This window comes from Undibacterium sp. Rencai35W (assembly GCF_049340185.1).
In the GTDB taxonomy this organism is placed as follows: Bacteria; Pseudomonadota; Gammaproteobacteria; order Burkholderiales; family Burkholderiaceae_D; genus Undibacterium.
Map to the genome: position 1 here is coordinate 36,064 of NZ_JBMPPC010000005.1, position 18,313 is coordinate 54,376.

The window sequence follows — 18,313 nt, forward strand, 5'->3', positions numbered from 1 at the left end:
GTAGCGGCACTCAATAGTTGTACTCAACAGCAGCACTCAATAGCGCAGGCTAAGTCCCGCGCCCCATCGTTTTTCCAGGCCACTATTATGCTGTACAAATTGCACTCCTATATCCACGTCAATATCTGGCGTGGGGGAGGCAATGATGCCGATGACTCTCGTGACTTCCGCATTGCGCCGGGAGAGCAATTCATTTTGTGCGATGCTGATATCTGCTAATACTTTCCACTCAGGCCGGATGGTATAGAGCACGGCAGTTGAGGCACGCCATACGACGCTGCGGCTGTCCTTGTGGCTGATCGTGTCGCGGAATCGATGTGCCGTCAGGGCGAGATTGCTTTGCACGGTCCAGTCCGAGAGATCATAGCTACCGACTAGCAATAAATTCGCATCCTGACTGTCGCTTCCCAATCCTTTTTTCGGATTCCCGGTTGGCAGTTGCCATTCCGCTTTGAATGCGAGTTTCAGCTCTTCTTTTTCCAAAAACAAGATCTTAGTGCCGAGTGCCACGTCGTTAATGCCGGACGGCTGACTCCAGGTCAGCGGTAGATTGGCATACAGATCAATGCTGTCGCGCAGTCCATAGGTATAGGTGAGTCCGCTGACTTGAGTGCGCCTGCCTGCGAAGTCGACATGATCCATATTGAGTTCGATCTGCTGCTTGTCGAGACCTTGCATGCCCGTATCCTCGGTCACCAACGGGTGGGCGGCGAAGGCTGTGTTGCTAAACAAACTTAGCACGAACAAAAACGACAGTTTGTTTTGCATCATTAATTTCTCCTTGGCATAATCGCCGGACATCATACTGAAAAATTATGACAGCACATCTACTTACAACAAAAAATGTCGAGACAGGATTGCAGCGTTTTGCTGTAATAACAATGAAACTGATCGGTTGGCGGGTATTGTATAAACCCTTGCCCGGACCGCGTGGCGTGATCGTCGTGTATCCGCATACATCAAACTGGGATTTCGTCGTTGGTGTTCTGGCGATGTGGGCGATTGGTATGCCTTTTCACTTCATTGCTAAATCCACGCTGTTCGAAGGAGTAACTGGCGCGACCATCGGTCGTCTGGTGCGCTATCTCGGTGGCGAGCCAGTTGAGCGCAAGGCATCAACCGGGGCTATCGCCCGCTTAGCCGAACGTATCAACCGCGCTGACTGGTATTGGCTGGCTATCACACCCGAGGGGACGCGCAGTCATCGCCCATATTGGCGCAGCGGTTTTTATCATATTGCGCTGGCCGCCAAGATTCCGGTGGGGTGTGCGTATTTCGATTTCGCTAAAAAAGAAATCGGCCTGATCGATTATTTGCCGCTAATTGGCGACGTGGACAAGGATATGGCGGCGATACGAGCGGTTTTGCAAGATACGCAGGGATGCCGGCCAGAATTGGCCTCACCTATCATGCTGAGAGCTGATGACTAATGCTAATAATGGGGGAGTATAGGTGAAAACATGCCTTATGCCGCATTTTTTTCCTAGGCTTTTAAATATACTCACCTCTAGTATATATTTTTATCGTGTTGCTGTTATCTGAGCGGTAGCGGGTTCGACGTCAGCTGCTGCTGTTAAGCCCGATTTATTCGGGATGTACAAAGGACCTTTTTGGCCGCAGGCAGTGACTGCGAACAAGAATGCGGTACTGATGAACAGTCGTGTGATTTTCATGATCATACAAATTCCTGGTTGATGTGAGCGTTTGTCTGCTTGATGTGGACGGTTACTTGTCTGCCTACACTTGCAAGCTGATTGCCCTTGCACTCCGTGGTCCTTTGGGAGTCGATCTGGGATTAAGGCTTACAATGGCGTTTTAAGTTTGCGCTGGAGTGTAGCATGACCGAAACCGAATTTTTGACACTGGCGGATACTTGCCTGCGTCAGGTAGAGAGTATTTTTGAACAGGCGTTTGAGAATGATGAACTGGATGTCGAGTGCAAACGAAGTGGTAACGTATTGGAAATCGAGTTCGTCAACAATGGCTCAAAAATCATTGTAAATAGTCAGGCGCCGATGCAAGAGATGTGGCTGGCAGCGCGTTCTGGTGGCTTTCACTATCGCTACGACGGTCAGCACTGGCTTAATACGCGCGACGGCTCAGAATTTTTCAGCACCTTGTCCGCCGTAGCTAAAGTGCAGGGCGCGATGTAGTCCGCAAAGCTTATGCAATTGTCTCAGACGTCGTTATCGCGATACCAGAGGCAAGGGCGCAAACTCTGCTGTATTTATAGCTTTATCTATTCTTCGATGACTTTTGTTTCTGCTTCTAAGGATTGAACGCCAGTCCCTGGTGGATTTTCAGCATAATAAAAGTCGCCATTGGCAGAGATAATGCCGTTCGGTACCGGGCGCTCTTCGATAGGAATATCTTTGAGCGCTCTTTGCATATAGCCTATCCAGATCGGTAGCGCCAGCCCGCCGCCAGTTTCTTTATTACCTAGATTTCTTGGCTGGTCAAAGCCGATCCAGGCAATTCCGACCAGCTTGGCCTGATAACCCGCAAACCAGGCATCAAACGAATCATTGGTGGTACCGGTTTTGCCCGCGATATCAGGGCGCTTCAGGGATAATGCTTTGGTTGCCGTGCCGAAGCGCACGACATCTTTCATCATGCTATCCATCAAAAACGCATTGCGTTCGTCGATTACACGATTGGCTTCATCCCCGGATTTGTCGGGGTTTGCCTGCGATAAGACTTTGCCTGTTGTATCGGTGATTTTTGAGATCAGATAGGGATTGATTTTGTACCCGCCGTTGGCAAAGACGGCATAGGCGCCCGCCATTTGCAAGGGCGTTACCGCACCTGCGCCAAGAGCCAGGGTTAGGTAGGGTGGATTTTTTTCCGGTAAAAAGCCAAAGCGATTTGTATATTCTTGCCCATATTTCGCGCCAACTTTATGCAGGATACGGATCGAGATCATGTTTTTGGATTTGGTTAAACCCTTGCGCATGGTCATCGGACCTTCATATTTGCCGTCGTAGTTCTTCGGCTCCCAAGCCTGACCACCGGTCTGACCCGCATCAAAACTGATAGGCGCGTCGTTAATGATGGTTGCCGGTGACAGCCCTTTTTCTAGTGACGACGAATAAATAAATGGTTTGAAGCTGGAGCCTGGCTGACGCCATGCCTGTGTCACGTGATTAAATTTATTGATGTTGTAGTCAAAGCCGCCAACCAACGCACGAATTGCACCGTCGGTGGTACTGGCAGCGACAAAGGCTGACTGCACTTCAGGCAGTTGAGTGATGTTCCAGTTTTTGCCTTCTTGCGTGACGCGTATGACCGCACCGCGCTGAATTTTTTTGTTTGCTGGTGCGGTTGCCGCCAAGCCTGCAGCGGCAAATGTCAGTCCTGGTCCTGTAATCTGGATCTCTTCGCCAGATGCCAGCACGGCTTTCACCTGTTTAGGATTGGCATCAAGCACCATTGCAATCACTAGGTCATCGCTATCGGAATGTTGAGCGAGTTCTTTTTCGATCGCATCTTCAGCGGCTTCTTTGCTGTCTGGGATTTCAATGATGGCCTCAGGGCCGCGGTAGCCGTGACGCTTTTCATAATCCATGACGCCACGACGCAGCGCCAGATAGGCGGCATCCTGGTCCGCTTTGGTGATCGTGGTGTAGACGTTTAATCCTCGGGTGTATGTTTCTTCCTTGAACTGCTCGTACACTAATTGGCGTGCCATCTCTGCCACATATTCGGCGTGGATGCCAAATTCGCTACTATCAGTTTTGGTATGAAATACTTCGGTTTTGGCTTGCTCATATTGCGCCTCGGTGATGTAGCCAAGTTGCTTCATTCTTTGCAAGATATATTGCTGGCGAACCGTGGCGCGTTTGGGATTGGCGACTGGGTTGTAGGCAGACGGTGCCTTTGGCAAGCCAGCCAACATCGCGGCTTCGGCGATGGTGAGTTCTTTCAGGCTTTTGCCGAAATAGATTTGCGCCGCAGAAGAAAATCCGTAAGCACGCTGACCTAGGTAGATCTGGTTCATGTACACCTCAAGGATCTGATCTTTGGTCAGATTTTGTTCAATCTTCCAGGCCAGTAGGATTTCATAAATCTTGCGTTTAAAGGTCTGTTCGCTGGACAAAAAGAAGTTACGCGCTACCTGTTGCGTAATCGTTGAGGCACCCTGCTTGGCGCCACCGGTCAGGTTATGCAGTGCTGCCCTGGTGATACCCAAATAGTCGACTCCGCCATGTTCGTAAAAACGATCATCTTCAATCGCCAGTACAGCTTTTTTCATAATTTCAGGAATTTCCTTGAAATGCACGACATTGCGCCTTTCTTCGCCAAACTCGGCGATCAGCATATTGTCGGCAGAGAACACGCGTAGCGGCATCTTCGGACGATAGCTGGTGATCGAATCCAGTTCAGGTAAGTTCGGATAAGCCATAGTTAAGGCGAATCCGATCATCAGCAATCCGGCGATGAATAAACCCAGAATGATGCCGCCAGTTCCCAGCAGTAACTTGACTGCCCAATGGCGGGTCTTCGTTGTTGCTTGTTGTTTTGATGTATCTGAAGAAGTGGGTGTCGCTGGCATGGGAGATTTTAGTGGTGTTTCGATTGAGAATTTAGGCTGACATTATATCCTTTGAGGGAAGTCGCCCAGCGAAAGCAGTGAAGTGTATAAATAAAAGCAACAATAATTGGTATTGCCAGCTTGTAGTTTCCGGTATTTATTTTTTGTGTAACCAAACGTTGCTAAATCTAAATTGGATTGGATTTTTGATAAAATTTTGCTTTTTTGCAATTAAATAACAGGAATTTATGTGAATTTTTGTTGTTTCTGCGGGTGAATCTCATTTTTTGCGTGGGGAATTGGCAACGGATAATGTTGATGCTGCGTGGAAAATGCTTTACACAATGAAGCGCTTATTGCTAGGATTTCATGTAAGCTTGGATGATTGTCTCCTAAATAGCGGTTTTTAAACGAAAATTTCTATTTGACGCGCGCAATATTTAGGCATTTTGTAGCAACAGCCGCAGGCTAAAAGTAATGCAAATAAAACAGTATTTTTTGAGGGGATATCCTTGGCTTTAGATCTTGCATCATTGCTCGGTAGAAAAAATCCGCCTTTAATTGGCCTGGATATCAGTACGTCTGATGTCAAGCTTGTGGAGATTTCTGAGGGGAGCAATAAGGCGTTCAAACTAGAACGTTATGGCTCCGAATTGCTGCCTAAAGGTGCAGTGGTAGACGGAAATATTGAAAATATCGAACAGGTCTCAGAGGCGATTCGTAAGGTAATAAAAAAAAGCGGAGTCAGTGCAAAAAATGTCGCACTTGCGATGCCCGCCTCAGCTGTGATCACGAAGAAAATTATCTTGGCTGGTAATTTGAGCGAGCAGGCACTTGAGCTTCAGGTTGAGTCAGAAGCCAACCAATATATTCCGTTTGCAATGGATGAGGTCAGCCTAGACTTTTGCGTCATTGGTCCTGCGGCTAATAACGCCGAGGAAGATGTTGAAGTCATGCTGGCTGCTTCAAGAAAAGAGAAAATCGAAGATAGGGTCGCTGTCGCTGAGGCCTCTGGCTTACAGGCTAAGGTCATGGATATCGAATCCTATGCTGCACGCGCATCCGTCTTGCGACTGATTGGGCAGCAACCAAATGCGGGCCAAGATCAGATTTATGCCTTGTTTCAAATCGGTGCTAAGGTCACCTACATCTCTATCTTGCTCAACGGAGAGGTGATCTACGAGCGCGATCAGCAATTTGGCGGTAATCAGCTGACGCAAGATATTGTACGCAATTATGGCCTGGCCTTTGAAGAAGCGGAACTCAAGAAAAAACAAGGGGATTTGCCCGATAGTTACGAAATGGAGTTGCTTGAGCCGTTTCTAGAGAGTGCAGCCCTTGAAGTCACCCGAGCAATCCAATTCTTTTTCACCTCCACTCCTTACACCAGGGTAGATCAGATTTTCCTGGCGGGTGGTTGCGCAGTCATCCCTGGGCTTGTAGATATGATTGCAGAGCGTACGAAAATATCCACTAGCGTTGTTAGTCCGTTTAAAGGTATGGAACTATCGTCAAATGTAAGCGAGAAGGCTTTGCGTACTGACGCACCTTCTTATATGGTGGCTTGTGGCCTCGCAATGCGGAGATTTGGCTAATGATAAAAATTAACCTCCTTCCTCATCGTGAGGCTAAGCGGAAGCAACTTAAGAATGATTTTTACACTCTGCTATTATTTTCTGCGATAGTTGCTGCGTTAATTATTATTACAGTCGGAACCTTTTTTTCCATGAGGATTTCTCAGCAGTCGGACCGAAATAATTTTATTAAAGCAGAAAATTCTAAGCTAGATGAAAAAATTAAGGAAGTTGCTAGCTTGAAGCAGGAAATCGACGGATTAAAAGCTCGCCAGCAAGCTGTAGAAGATCTGCAGGGCGATAGAAATCAGCCCGTATTTATGTTGGACGAATTGGTTAAATTGACGCCTGAGGGAGTCTTTTTAAAAGCACTCAAACAAGACGGTCAACGAATTGTACTGAACGGTTACGCGCAGTCGAATCAAAGAGTCTCAGAGTTTTTGCGTAATCTCGGTAATAAGTCTCCTTGGATGGATAAGCCTGAGTTGATTGAGATTAAATCTGCAGGACTTGGTCAAGGTCGAGATGCGAAGAAGGTATTTGATTTCACTGTTAATGTAGGGATCAAACGTCCTCGTGAGAGGGACTCTGCTGCCGCTTCTGGTGCCGCCATCATAAATCCAGATATCAAAAAGCCTTGATAGGAACCGAACAGGAAATAATGATGACAACATTGAATGAGCTTAGTGAGTCGGTTAGCGGGCAGTTTAGTAATTTAAACGGATTACATCCAGGTTTGTGGCCGCTCGCACCAAGACTACTCGCTGCAGCATTGCTATTAATTGCACTTATTACACTAGGATGGTTCGTTTATTGGGACGCTCAATTAACAGATCTTGACATGGGGCAGCAGGAGGAGCAAAAACTAAAGGATTCCTATAAGCAAAAGATGCAACAAGCCATTAGTTTGGATGCTCTTAAAGAGCAGCGTAAATTAGTCCTCCAATACGTCGCGTCGATGGAGAAACAATTGCCTAGTAAGGCCGAAATGGATGCACTGTTGTCGGATATCAACCAAGCGGCTACTGGTAGGGGGTTGACGTTTGATGGGTTTAAGCCTGGGCAGCCAACAGTTAAAGATTATTATGCCGAATTACCAATAGATATTAAATTGGTTGGTAGTTATCACGATATGGGGGAGTTTGTGAGTGATATAGCTAAATTACCTCGAATTGTGACTCTCAATAATTTAGCTATTGCTACTAATAAAGATAATATTTTAGTGCTTGATGTAGTTGCAAAGACTTTTCGTTATCTTGATCCAGAAGAGGTTTCTGCACAAGCGGCTTTAAAAAAAGGAGCTAAAAAATGACACGCTCTTTTAGACCCATTTTTTTTACATTAGTTTTGAGCACGGGCTTAGCAGGTTGTAGTGATAATGGCGTATCAGATGTTCAGGAGTGGATGGGGCAAGTAAAGAAAGATACCCGTGTAGTTATTTCTAAAGTCACTGAGCCAAAAATTTACGTTCCGTTTGCGTACGCTGGAAAAAATGACGTCGACCCCTTTAATTCGGCGAAATTATTGGTAGTGCTCGCAAGATTAAAGGCTGAATCAAACAATGGCTTAAAACCAGATATGGAGAGGAGAAGGGAAGCTTTAGAGTCCTATCCGTTAGATACACTTCATATGGTTGGCACTATAGAGAGGCCAAATTTAAAATATGCCTTAATCCATGTGTCTGGTGAAAATAAAGTTATTCAAGCAAAGATTGGTAATTATTTAGGTCAAAACTTCGGCATGATTACAAAAATTACTGACAACGAAATTGAAATTAAGGAAATCGTTCAAGACGCGGCTGGAGAGTGGACTGAACGTCAAGCGAAGTTAGATTTGCAGGAAGCAAAAAAATGAATGCCTTAATAAATGCAAGTAAAGGAAGCGCTATGCTTGTCAAACTAACTGCAGTGAGTTTACTCACATTTTGTCAGCTAACTTTTGCACAATCTAATAGTATCGAATCGATTACTGCTAATCAGCAGGGTATTAATACTATTGTCAAAATTGGTTTGAAAAATCCGGTTATAAAATCTCCTATTGGATTTGCAATAACAAATCCTGCTCGAATCGCTTTAGATTTTTCAGACACCAGCAATGGTACTGGTAAGTCTTCTGTTGAGGTCAATATTGGCGAGCTGCGAAGCGTGAATCTTGTTGAAGCTAGCGGTCGCTCTCGACTAGTTTTTAACATGAATAAGCCGCTCAATTATGCAACTGCAATAGAGGGTAATTCGATCATCGTTACCATTGATGGATCCGGCGGAATAGCAACTGCCGTAAACTCCGTAGGCTTACCTGTGACTACGCCTAAAGCGATTACTTTAGTTAAACAGAATCTGCGCGATATTGATTTTCGTCGTGGAAGTAATGGTGAAGGAAGGATTGTTGTCGACTTACCAAATAATCAGGTCGCTGTTGATGTTCGTCAGCAGGGCCAGAAAATCGTTGTTGATTTCATCAAAGTGGGGCTTCCTGAGATACTCAGAAAACGTTTAAATGTTGGAGATTACGGTTCTCCTGTGCAAACTATCACAACAGGAATACAAGGCGAGAATGTTCGCATGACTATTGAACCGCAGGGCTTATGGGAACATAGCGCCTATCAAAGTGATACTCAGTTGGTCATTGAAGTGAAGCCTATTAAAGAGGATCCTAACAAATTAACCCAAGGAACTCAGGGGTATCGTGGAGAAAGGCTTTCTTTTAACTTTCAAAATATTGAAGTTCGTGCGTTATTGCAAATCGTTGCTGAATTTAGTGGGTTAAATATTATTGCAAGCGATACGGTTACTGGCAGCTCAACTTTACGTTTAAAAGATGTTCCTTGGGATCAGGCTCTTGATATTATTATGCAATCTAAAGGTTTGGATATGCGTAAGAATGGATCAGTAATTTGGATTGCTCCAAAGGATGAATTGTTGACCAAGGAAAAGCTTGAGCTAGAACAAAAGGCTCAAATCGCTGAGCTAGAGCCGCTCAAGACAGAAGCTTTTCAACTAAATTATCAAAAAGCAGAGGCATTTAAGCAAGTTTTTGGTGCTGACGGTTCTAGCACAAACCGAATTCTATCTAAACGTGGTAGTGCAGTGATAGAGCCAAGAACAAATCAATTGTTTGTTACAGATGTTGCCAATAAACTTGAGGAAGTGAGAAAGTTAATTCAAAAAACAGATATTGCTTCAAAGCAGGTTTTAATTGAGGCTCGTATAGTCGAAGCTGATGATAAATTTAGCAAAAATCTTGGCGCGAAATTGGGCTTTGCCGATATGAGGGGATTGCGTGGTGGTGACACGGGGTACCAGCTAAGTGGGAATCAGAGGGTTGCTGTTACAGGGAATTATCTAGGGGTGGGCGAACAAACTGGACAGGCAAAATTAACCGATCAGAGTTATTTGCCAAATACCCAATTCGTCAGTTTGCCGGCCGCAGGTATTAATGGGCTTACCCCAGGTAGCTTGGCGGTAAGTCTCTTTTCTTCTGCTGCTAATCGATTTTTAAATTTAGAATTGTCAGCCCTTGAAGCTGATGGTAAAGGGAAAATTATCTCTAGTCCACGAGTCGTCACCGCAGATCAACTAAAAGCATCTATTGAGCAAGGAACGGAATTACCTTATCAAGTTGCTACAAGTAGTGGTGCGACCTCAATATTTTTCAGAAAAGCAAGTTTGAGGCTGGAGGTTACGCCGCAGATTACGCCCGATGGAAATATCATTTTAGACGTTGATGTTCATAAAGATAGTGTTGGCGTTGAAACGCGTGCTGGTTACGCAATTGATACTAAAGAAGTTAAAACAATGGTTTTGGTAGAAAATGGTGGTACGGTTGTACTTGGGGGTATTTTTCAGCAAACTGAACGAGGTGATGTTACTAAGATTCCATTTTTTGGAGATATCCCTTTGTTTGGTAACTTATTTAAAACTACCGGAAGTACGAATAACAAAACAGAGTTACTAGTCTTTATTACACCAAAAATTATCACTGATCGCTTAACAACAAGATAATTATTTGCTGTTAGCCTAGGAAAAATTATGAATATATTTAGTAAAAGATTTGCTGTGCATAAATTAGTCTGTTTTTATCTGTCTATGACATTAGTTGCAATTCTCTCCGCTTGCGGAGGAGGTGGTGGGTCGTCTGGTACATCATCAGGTGGGAGCTCAACCCAAGATCCAAATGGTAAGTTGCAGATCTCACTTTTTGACCAGAATGGCGTCGTTAGTAATTTAATTGCCGGTTCATCGACGCTGACAGCTAAGGTAGTCGTGACAAATGGTTCCGGGGCACCGGTGTCAGGAGTTGTCGTAACATTTGCATCGAGCAGTTCTATAGCTATTTTGTCGCCAACAAGTGGAACAGCTCTCTCTGATAGTAAAGGTGTTGCACAAATTAGCATCAAGGCAGGCACTGGAACTGGTGCAGGAACTATCACGGCATCTGCAGTGCTAGTAGGGACGACTGTAATCTCAGCAAGTACCACTTTTTCTGTCGCAGCTCCCCCAAATGCTACTCCCGTTGCGATTAACTTTAGTTCTGCTGTTCCAAGTGATAAATCAATTGTAATTAAAGGGGCTGGGGGTACTGGTAGAACAGAAGTTGCGCTATTGATATTTAACGTTATCGATAGTGCAGGAGTTGGCATTGGAAATGTTAAGGTCAACTTTTCGACAATTAGTAGTAATCCTGTGACATTACCTGTAAATTCTGGCATTACTGATGCAACAGGAAAAGTTACCGTTACCGTCAATTCGGGTACTCAGCCGACAACAGTTAGAGCTGTCGCAACCATAGATGGAACTGCGATTAGTAGCATTTCTGATACTATTACAGTAACTACGGGAGTCCCTGTTCAGGCGGCAATGTCGTTAAGTTTAAGTAAAGACTGGGTTGAAGGTATCAATTGGGATGACGAAAGACTAATTGTATCCGCATTATTAGCGGATTCATTTGGTGGCGCAGTTGCTGATAATACTCAAGTTGTATTCTCGACAGATGTGGGGGCAATTGCGGGTATTGGGGGAACACAATGCCTTACAAATCAAGACAATATTACCTTACTACCAAAATTCCCTGGTTATTGCTCCGTAATTTGGAGAAGTCAAAATCCACGGCAAAATGGGGTTGCCACAATTGTTGCAACTTCGACCAATGGAACGTCCTCTCTGTCGAGGAGTGCTACTTTTTATGTTTTAGGATCTTATGGAAAAATATATAAAGTTAACGCAGGTGACTATGAAGGTAATACAACTAGAGCAACGACTGGTGGAACCATATCAATGGATTTTACGTCTTCGTGTACAAATCAAACACTTTGGTTTGAGGTTGTCGACTCTAACGATAATCCTATGCCTGAAAAGACAAAAATAACTACAACTAATTTGTCAGGCACTCCAACGGTAGTTCTGTCAGTACCAGAAATAGCGCACTGGAACGCCTCATTGGGAATCGGACAGGTTGCTAATAGAGGAACAGTGCAAAGTGCTGATGTTAAACCATCTGCTACATGTGATATTACTGGATCGAATACTGCTACAGACATATTCCAGATTAATTTAACAAGTCCAAAAGGTAGTCCAGCATCCACCCGAGTAAGTGTTACTTATAAGACGAAGTAGATCTGAATTCTCTTTCAGTTCAGAATGATTGCTATGCATGAGTGGTAATATTTTTCTAGTAGGTCTAATGGGCTCCGGCAAAACGACAGTTGGCCGGGCCCTGGCAAAAAAGCTCAATAAGCAGTTCATTGATTCTGATCACGAAATCGAGGCGCGTACTGGCGTCTCGATTCCTGTGATTTTTGAAATTGAAGGTGAGACCAGTTTCCGGCAGCGCGAAGCAGATGTAATTCGTGATCTTACTTCTCAAGATGGCATTGTGCTGGCGACTGGTGGTGGAGCGATTCTAAGTGAGGCTAGCAGAAAATATCTGCAAGAGCGCGGTACGGTAATTTACCTGCGTGCTGGTATCAGCAGTATTTTGCAGCGTACTCGTCATGATAAGAATCGGCCTTTACTCAGAACTGCCGATCCGCGCAAAAAGCTCGAAGAACTTGAGGCGCAGCGTGAGCCTCTCTATCATGAAGTCGCACATTTGGTCATTGAAACTGGCCGTCCTAACGTGCAGTTTCTGGTTCAATCTATCTTGGCTCAGCTTGAGCAGCGTACTAATTCCTCGAATATCCCAGGCGTAACAATGCTTCAACAAAACCATCACACTCTGCATGTCGATTTGGGTGAGCGCAGCTATCCAATTTCGGTTGGACAGTCACTTTTGTCGGATCCAACGATTCTTGCATTCCACGTCAAAGGCGAACGTGTTGCTATCGTCACCAACGATGTTGTTGCTCCTTTGTATCTGGCCCGCCTCGAGGAGTTGTTGCGTGTCTCTGGAAAGCAAATTGTCAGTATCATTTTGCCTGATGGAGAAGAGCATAAAACCTGGAATAGTCTGATGACAGTGTATGACGCGTTGCTAGAGGCGAAATGTGATCGTAAGACAACAATGATTGCCTTAGGCGGCGGTGTGATCGGTGATTTGACAGGTTTTGCCGCCTCGTCTTATATGCGTGGCGTACCTTTTATTCAGATTCCTACGACTTTGTTGTCGCAGGTCGACTCCTCAGTTGGCGGCAAGACTGGTATCAACCATCCTCTGGGTAAAAACATGATCGGTGCTTTTTACCAGCCACAGGCGGTGATCGCCGACACCTCGACATTGGCTACTTTGCCTGATAAAGAATTATCGGCAGGCTTAGCCGAAGTGATCAAACACGGCGCAATTATTGATGCACCATTTTTTGCCTGGATAGAAGCGAATATGGATCGGCTGCGTGTTAAGGATCCTGAAAGTCTCGCTTATGCTATCTCGCGTTCTTGTGAGATCAAGGCAGATGTTGTGCGTCAGGATGAGCGCGAGGGTGGTTTGCGAGCTATTCTTAATTTCGGACATACCTTCGGCCATGCGATTGAATCTGGCTTAGGTTATGGTAAATGGTTGCATGGTGAGGCAGTCGGTTGTGGCATGGTGATGGCGGCAGATTTGTCTTTCCGGCTTGGTCTGATCGATTATGTTAGCAAGGTTCGGATCACTAATCTGGTTGAGGCTGCAGGTTTGCCAACAATTGCACCTGATCTTGGTGAGGAGCGTTGGCTGGAGTTGATGGAAGTCGATAAAAAGAATGAAGGCGGTCAAATTAAATTCATTCTGCTGAAGCCTCTAGGTGCGCCCCTTATTACCACAGTGCCGAAAGAAAAATTGCTTGAAACGCTGCGCGCTAGCATCCAATAATATGTTTTCCGATACGCATCTCGCCCCTTATGCCGCTCAATCTGCGACATCACGCGGGCGCAGTTATGCGGAGCCTGCTTCCAGTTCGCGATCAGAATATCAGCGTGATCGCGATCGCATTATTCACTGCACCGCATTTCGTCGTCTCGAATATAAGACCCAGGTTTTTGTTAATCATGAGGGGGATTTATTCCGGACGCGCCTCACACATAGCCTCGAAGTTGCTCAAATCGCCCGTTCGATTGCACGGAATTTGCGTCTGAACGAGGATTTGGTCGAAGCGATTTCGCTTGCTCATGATCTTGGCCACACACCGTTCGGTCATGCCGGTCAAGACGCGTTAAATGCCTGTATGAAAGCATTTGGCGGATTCGAGCATAACCTGCAAAGCCTGAGGGTCGTTGATACTCTGGAGGAGCGTTACGGTGCCTTTGATGGTTTAAATCTTTGCTTTGAAACGCGTGAAGGGATCCTCAAGCATTGTTCATTGACGAATGCACATAAGCTAGGTGATGTTGGTCAGCGATTCATTCAGAAGAAGCAAGCGAGTCTGGAAGCGCAGCTCACGAATCTCGCCGATGAAATCGCTTATAACAATCATGATATTGATGATGGTCTGCGTTCAGGTTTGCTGATTGAAGCGCAATTAAACGAACTCGATTTTTATGCGAAATTCCGCGCAGAAGTCGCTACGACTTATCCTGGTATCAGCGGTCGCCGAGCAATTTCTGAGACCATACGACGCATGATCAACGCACTCATCGTTGACTTGATTGCGACCTCGGAGCAACGCATCAAAGACTGCGCGCCACAATCACTTGATGATGTGCGTAACATGAGTCCGATGATTGCATTTTCAGATGCGATGCAAAAAGAGGCAACACTACTCAAACAGTTTTTGCATGCGAATTTGTATCGTCACTACATGGTTAACCGCATGTCCAGCAAGGCGCGCCGGGTAGTGACAGATTTGTTTAATGTCATGATGGACGAACCCATTTTGCTACCAGATGACTATCAGATCAAAAAAACTGTCACTGACCAGGCTACACATGACACGCAGCAAGCGCGTAAAATTGCTGATTACATTGCGGGTATGACGGATCGATACGCGATGCTTGAGCATCGTCGTCTATTTTCTGTGGACGAAGTCTAGGCGACTCTTGCCTCATACTGAGTAGTATCGTTGTCCCGCAGTAAAGACCGTTTATCAGTGGCGAGATTAAGCCAATCCAATATTTCCATCCATTTTTATTATGTATTCCGTTAAGGGGTGTTCTATGTTGCGCACATCAATTTTTCGCCGGACGACGGCCTCTACTTTGCTTCTGGTTTCTTCCGCTGTCTTTGCCTTCTCGCTTGATGATCTTAGTAATCAAGATGCCAGTGCAGGATTAAAAGCGGCACTGGATAAAGGCTCGGTTGCCGCAGTTGCCAAACTCGGTGCGGAGAACGGATTTTTAAACAATGACAAAGTAAAAATTCAATTGCCATCCTTGCTCGAAAAGGCACGTCCGATTTTGAAAATGTCCGGTCGTGGTCAACAGTTGGATGAGCTCGTTGTGTCCATGAACCGCGCCGCAGAGCAAGCAGTGCCAATGGCAAAACCGCTATTGGTGAATGCCGTTAAATCAATGACGGTCACCGATGCAAAGAATATCCTGACTGGCGGCGATACTTCGGTGACGGATTTTTTCAAACAAAAAACGTCAGCACCCTTAAGTGTAAAATTTTTACCTCTCGTCAAAGGGGTAACGGATAAAGCAGGGTTGTCTGCTAAGTACAATTCCGTCATGGGGCAAGCGCAGAAATTTGGCGTAGTCTCCGAACAAGAGGCGACCGTTGAAGCTTATGTTACGCAGCGCGCTTTAGATGGATTATATTTAATGATTGCAGAAGAAGAAAAAGCGATCAGACAAGATCCTATCGGAGCCGGCAGCAAAATCATTGGTAAAGTGTTTGGTTTGCTGAAGTAAGTCGCAGTGAGATAATTGCCTCACCATCTCGATGAAAAAAAGCGCTGAAGAATTTTTTCTTCAGCGCTTTTTTTCATTGCTCAATGCGAATTGACAAGACTTAGACTAAATCGATTCATCCAGATGTCGCAGAGGATGTGCGTAATCTGGCCATGCATCGACAAAAAACGACGCTACCATTTCTGTCGTCACATCCGCCAGGCTGGCTGGTTGCCACTGAGGGGCGTTGTCCTTATCAACGACCAGCGCCCGTACACCCTCTAATACTTCACCATGCTTAAAGCAATGCCGCACCATGGTGCGTTCCATGCGCAGGCAATCAGCAACAGACATTGTGATTCCGCGGCGTAATTGCTCCAGAGTGACACTCATCAGTAACGGAGAACGCTTTTGCATGACGCTCGCTGCTTGCTGTGCGAATGGATGCGGATCACTGACCAAAGAAGCGGCAATGACCTTTGCATCATGACCAGAGAAATGCTGATCAATAATCGCACGATGTTGTGCAAGCTGGCTCTGCTCCGCACTAACCTGACCAGTAAAAGTCTCGGCAAATTCAGTAATGCTTAAGCGTATATCGCTGCTTGTCGTGGTCGCCAGCATCTCCATCAAAGCAGGCAATTCAGTGGTCGGGATATACACATCTGCCAGCCCTGCATATAGCGCATCGGCGGCATTGATCACCTCACCCGTCAATCCTAAATAGGTGCCTATTTGCCCCGGCACACGCGATAAAAAATAACCCCCGCCAACGTCAGGGAACAGCCCGATATTCACTTCTGGCATCGCCATTTTGGTACGCTCTGTCACGATACGCAAGCGACAGCCTTCACCGGCTTGCGCAATGCCCATGCCACCGCCCATCACAACGCCATTCATCAACGCGATATAAGGCTTAGGATAAAAATGAATCAGATGATTGAGTGCGTATTCTTCGGTGAAAAAATCTTCCAGCAATGCGCTGTCACCTTTGGGCGTCGCCGTGCCGACATCATAAAAAAAGCGAATATCACCACCTGCACAAAAGGCTTTTTCGCTGCTGCTATGAATGAATACTGCACGGATTCCGGCATTGTCGCGCCACGCAAGCAGGGTGGCCGTAATAGCGCGAACCATCGCCAGGGATAGCGAGTTCAGTGCCTTCGGACGATCCAAAGTAATAAAGCCGATATGGTTACGGATGGAGGTCTGGACGTAGTCGCTCATGATGACAGTCAAAAAATAAGAAGAAAGAATTTTAACTAAATTAACAGTGCAGATGCAGAGCTTTTATACGACAAAAAATAAAAGTGTCTGCGTAATTGTCTATCGCAACCCCAGCCATAAGCCTGTCGGCACAAACAACAATGCCGCCAGATTACCGAGTAAGACGATGGACGCTACCTTATCTGGCTCTTGCTGATACTGCTCTGCCACCATAAAACAAAAAACGGCGGGTGGCAGGGCGGCGAACAGATACATCTGGCCACGTTGAGCGGAGTTGAGAGGCAGGATTGGATCGAGTAACAGCGCAACCAGCAAACCTGCCACAGGGCATATCAATGCACCCACGACGCCGATGCGCCAGCTAGAGAAACTGATGTCCAGCATACGCACGCCCAACGCAAATAACATGATGGGGATGCAGGCGTCGCCCATCATTTTCATAGCGATGAATAAATAGTCTGGCAAATGAAGATGTAGCAATGCGAATACCATGCCCACCATCATGGACAGCATCATTGGGCTGAACAAAAATTTCAATGATGAACCTTGATGATCGGGATGGCCGCGTTGAATGATTTTGATCCCGACCGTGAAGTACACCAGATTGCATGCCATGAATAAGGCGACGGCCGCAGACAGTCCGTTCGCGCCAAACGCTAGTGCTGCCAGAGGCAGGCCCATATTGCCGCAATTGTTATACATCATCGGTGGCACAAAGGTGCGCACGTCGTAACCAAGCAGACGCACCAGAGGCCATGACAACAGACCGGAACCCAGGGCAATCAAAACGCCTGCCAGTATCAGCCAGGCATTGTGTGCGACATCAAAATCTTTGCCAGCCAGTGCGGTAAAGACCAGTAGCGGGCACAGTACATCCATGCTGACCCGATTGACCGCCACCATATCGTCTTTAACGCCAGCCCCTTTGTAGCGCGCATAGGCGTAACCGAGGCCGATCACGATAAACACCGGCAAAATAATCGAGACAATTCTTTCCAGTAATTCCATTCAGACTTTCTGCGTCACGGAGACATACTCCCCACTTTGTTATATAAAACTAGCCTTATTCCGCAATATTTGATTAGGGATTGGAAAAATACTCGATAGGAGTATGTTGGCTAATTTAATTTTCAATTGAATTTTTAATCTGATTGATTTCAGGATTTACTCGTTTTCAGTACCGCATAATCCAGTGGCAGCGCCGTGGTGCTTTTGATGACTTCCATCACAAAGCTAGAACTCACATCCTGTAAATCAGCAACTTTGACCAGCTTTTTATACGCGATATCAAAACCCGCCATGTCTGGCACATGCATTTTGAGCAGGTAATCAATGTCGCCACTCATACGAAAAATTTCCACAATCTCCGGTATGTCGCGCACACCGCTGACGAAGCGCTGCATCCAGGCTTCGTTGTGTTGCGCTGCCTTGACCGCCACCATCACAGTCAGTCCCAGATTAAGTTTGCGCGGATCGCATAACACCACTTGCTGCTGAATTACACCATCATCCTGCAGTCTCTGCACCCGCCGCCAGCAAGGGGTGACTGACAAATGTACCGCCTGCGCCAGGTCTGCCAGAGCGATGGAGGCATCTTTCTGCAAAATATGAAGAATTTCGATATCTTTTTTATCCATATATTTAATTTTATAGAAAAATTTTCTCAAATACATGAAATTTAGCTGAAAGTTTGGTAAAAAATTTCATCTCAGCATTGTTAGGATTTGCCTGCACCTAATTTA

The 18,313-nt window shown here is 45.8% G+C and carries 17 protein-coding genes; 11 read left to right on the forward strand and 6 right to left on the reverse strand.

From position 1 onward, the window contains the following. Window positions 1-36: 36 nt before the first annotated feature. Complete coding sequence (locus tag ACO0K3_RS12090) at window positions 37-771, reverse strand: transporter (protein ID WP_422984897.1); 735 nt, start codon at window positions 769-771, stop codon at window positions 37-39. Between the two features lie 44 nt (window positions 772-815). On the opposite strand from ACO0K3_RS12090, the gene ACO0K3_RS12095 reads away from it, so the two are divergent. Further along, window positions 816-1,430 carry a 1-acyl-sn-glycerol-3-phosphate acyltransferase gene (locus ACO0K3_RS12095; protein WP_422984899.1) on the forward strand — a complete coding sequence of 205 codons (615 nt, stop codon included), beginning with the start codon at window positions 816-818 and terminating at the stop codon, window positions 1,428-1,430. 90 nt (window positions 1,431-1,520) lie between these two features. Here ACO0K3_RS12095 and lptM read toward each other — a convergent pair whose 3' ends face one another. Then, on the reverse strand, window positions 1,521-1,673 hold the full coding sequence (gene lptM / locus ACO0K3_RS12100) for an LPS translocon maturation chaperone LptM (RefSeq protein WP_422984901.1): 153 nt from the start codon (window positions 1,671-1,673) through the stop codon (window positions 1,521-1,523). Between the two features lie 165 nt (window positions 1,674-1,838). Between lptM and cyaY the strand changes: the two genes are divergently transcribed. Beyond that, window positions 1,839-2,153, forward strand: coding sequence for an iron donor protein CyaY (gene cyaY, locus ACO0K3_RS12105; protein ID WP_422984903.1), 315 nt, complete (start codon window positions 1,839-1,841; stop codon window positions 2,151-2,153). A gap of 86 nt (window positions 2,154-2,239) precedes the next feature. On the opposite strand, the gene ACO0K3_RS12110 is transcribed toward cyaY, so the two are convergent. Further along, entirely contained in the window at window positions 2,240-4,552 is a 2,313-nt protein-coding gene (locus tag ACO0K3_RS12110; protein ID WP_422984905.1) for a penicillin-binding protein 1A, read from the reverse strand. 491 nt (window positions 4,553-5,043) lie between these two features. On the opposite strand from ACO0K3_RS12110, the gene ACO0K3_RS12115 reads away from it, so the two are divergent. The 9 genes from ACO0K3_RS12115 (at window position 5,044) to ACO0K3_RS12155 (ending at window position 15,365) form a co-directional block, all read left to right on the forward strand. Continuing rightward, a complete protein-coding gene (locus tag ACO0K3_RS12115; protein WP_422984907.1) occupies window positions 5,044-6,126 on the forward strand; it encodes a pilus assembly protein PilM in 1,083 nt (360 codons plus the stop codon). After that, window positions 6,126-6,746, forward strand: coding sequence for a PilN domain-containing protein (locus ACO0K3_RS12120; RefSeq protein WP_422984909.1), 621 nt, complete (start codon window positions 6,126-6,128; stop codon window positions 6,744-6,746). The genes ACO0K3_RS12115 and ACO0K3_RS12120 overlap by 1 nt, the downstream gene beginning before the upstream one ends. Window positions 6,747-6,769: 23 nt before the next feature. Further along, window positions 6,770-7,417 carry a type 4a pilus biogenesis protein PilO gene (locus tag ACO0K3_RS12125; protein ID WP_422985513.1) on the forward strand — a complete coding sequence of 216 codons (648 nt, stop codon included), beginning with the start codon at window positions 6,770-6,772 and terminating at the stop codon, window positions 7,415-7,417. Continuing rightward, window positions 7,414-7,959, forward strand: a complete 546-nt coding sequence (locus ACO0K3_RS12130) for a pilus assembly protein PilP (protein WP_422984911.1) — start codon at window positions 7,414-7,416, stop codon at window positions 7,957-7,959. The genes ACO0K3_RS12125 and ACO0K3_RS12130 overlap by 4 nt, the downstream gene beginning before the upstream one ends. Window positions 7,960-7,991: 32 nt before the next feature. Beyond that, on the forward strand, window positions 7,992-10,106 hold the full coding sequence (gene pilQ, locus ACO0K3_RS12135; RefSeq protein WP_422985515.1) for a type IV pilus secretin PilQ: 2,115 nt from the start codon (window positions 7,992-7,994) through the stop codon (window positions 10,104-10,106). A 27-nt stretch (window positions 10,107-10,133) separates the two neighbouring features. Further along, a complete protein-coding gene (locus ACO0K3_RS12140) occupies window positions 10,134-11,717 on the forward strand; it encodes a hypothetical protein (protein WP_422984913.1) in 1,584 nt (527 codons plus the stop codon). A gap of 37 nt (window positions 11,718-11,754) precedes the next feature. Further along, entirely contained in the window at window positions 11,755-13,389 is a 1,635-nt protein-coding gene (aroKB, locus tag ACO0K3_RS12145; RefSeq protein ID WP_422984915.1) for a bifunctional shikimate kinase/3-dehydroquinate synthase AroKB, read from the forward strand. Between the two features lies 1 nt (window position 13,390). Further along, window positions 13,391-14,545, forward strand: coding sequence for a deoxyguanosinetriphosphate triphosphohydrolase (locus ACO0K3_RS12150; protein ID WP_422984917.1), 1,155 nt, complete (start codon window positions 13,391-13,393; stop codon window positions 14,543-14,545). Window positions 14,546-14,669: 124 nt separating this feature from the next. Further along, window positions 14,670-15,365 (forward strand): DUF4197 domain-containing protein, encoded by a 696-nt coding sequence (locus tag ACO0K3_RS12155; protein WP_422984919.1) that lies wholly within the window; start codon window positions 14,670-14,672, stop codon window positions 15,363-15,365. Window positions 15,366-15,470: 105 nt separating this feature from the next. Here the strand turns inward: ACO0K3_RS12155 and ACO0K3_RS12160 are convergent, their stop codons facing one another. The 3 genes from ACO0K3_RS12160 to ACO0K3_RS12170 all read right to left on the reverse strand — a co-directional run bounded on the left by ACO0K3_RS12160 (window position 15,471) and on the right by ACO0K3_RS12170 (window position 18,208). Further along, window positions 15,471-16,571 (reverse strand): enoyl-CoA hydratase/isomerase family protein, encoded by a 1,101-nt coding sequence (locus ACO0K3_RS12160; protein WP_422984921.1) that lies wholly within the window; start codon window positions 16,569-16,571, stop codon window positions 15,471-15,473. A gap of 99 nt (window positions 16,572-16,670) precedes the next feature. After that, entirely contained in the window at window positions 16,671-17,579 is a 909-nt protein-coding gene (locus tag ACO0K3_RS12165; protein WP_422984923.1) for an AEC family transporter, read from the reverse strand. A 149-nt stretch (window positions 17,580-17,728) separates the two neighbouring features. Then, window positions 17,729-18,208 carry an Lrp/AsnC family transcriptional regulator gene (locus tag ACO0K3_RS12170; protein ID WP_422954686.1) on the reverse strand — a complete coding sequence of 160 codons (480 nt, stop codon included), beginning with the start codon at window positions 18,206-18,208 and terminating at the stop codon, window positions 17,729-17,731. Between the last annotated feature and the right edge of the window lie 105 nt (window positions 18,209-18,313).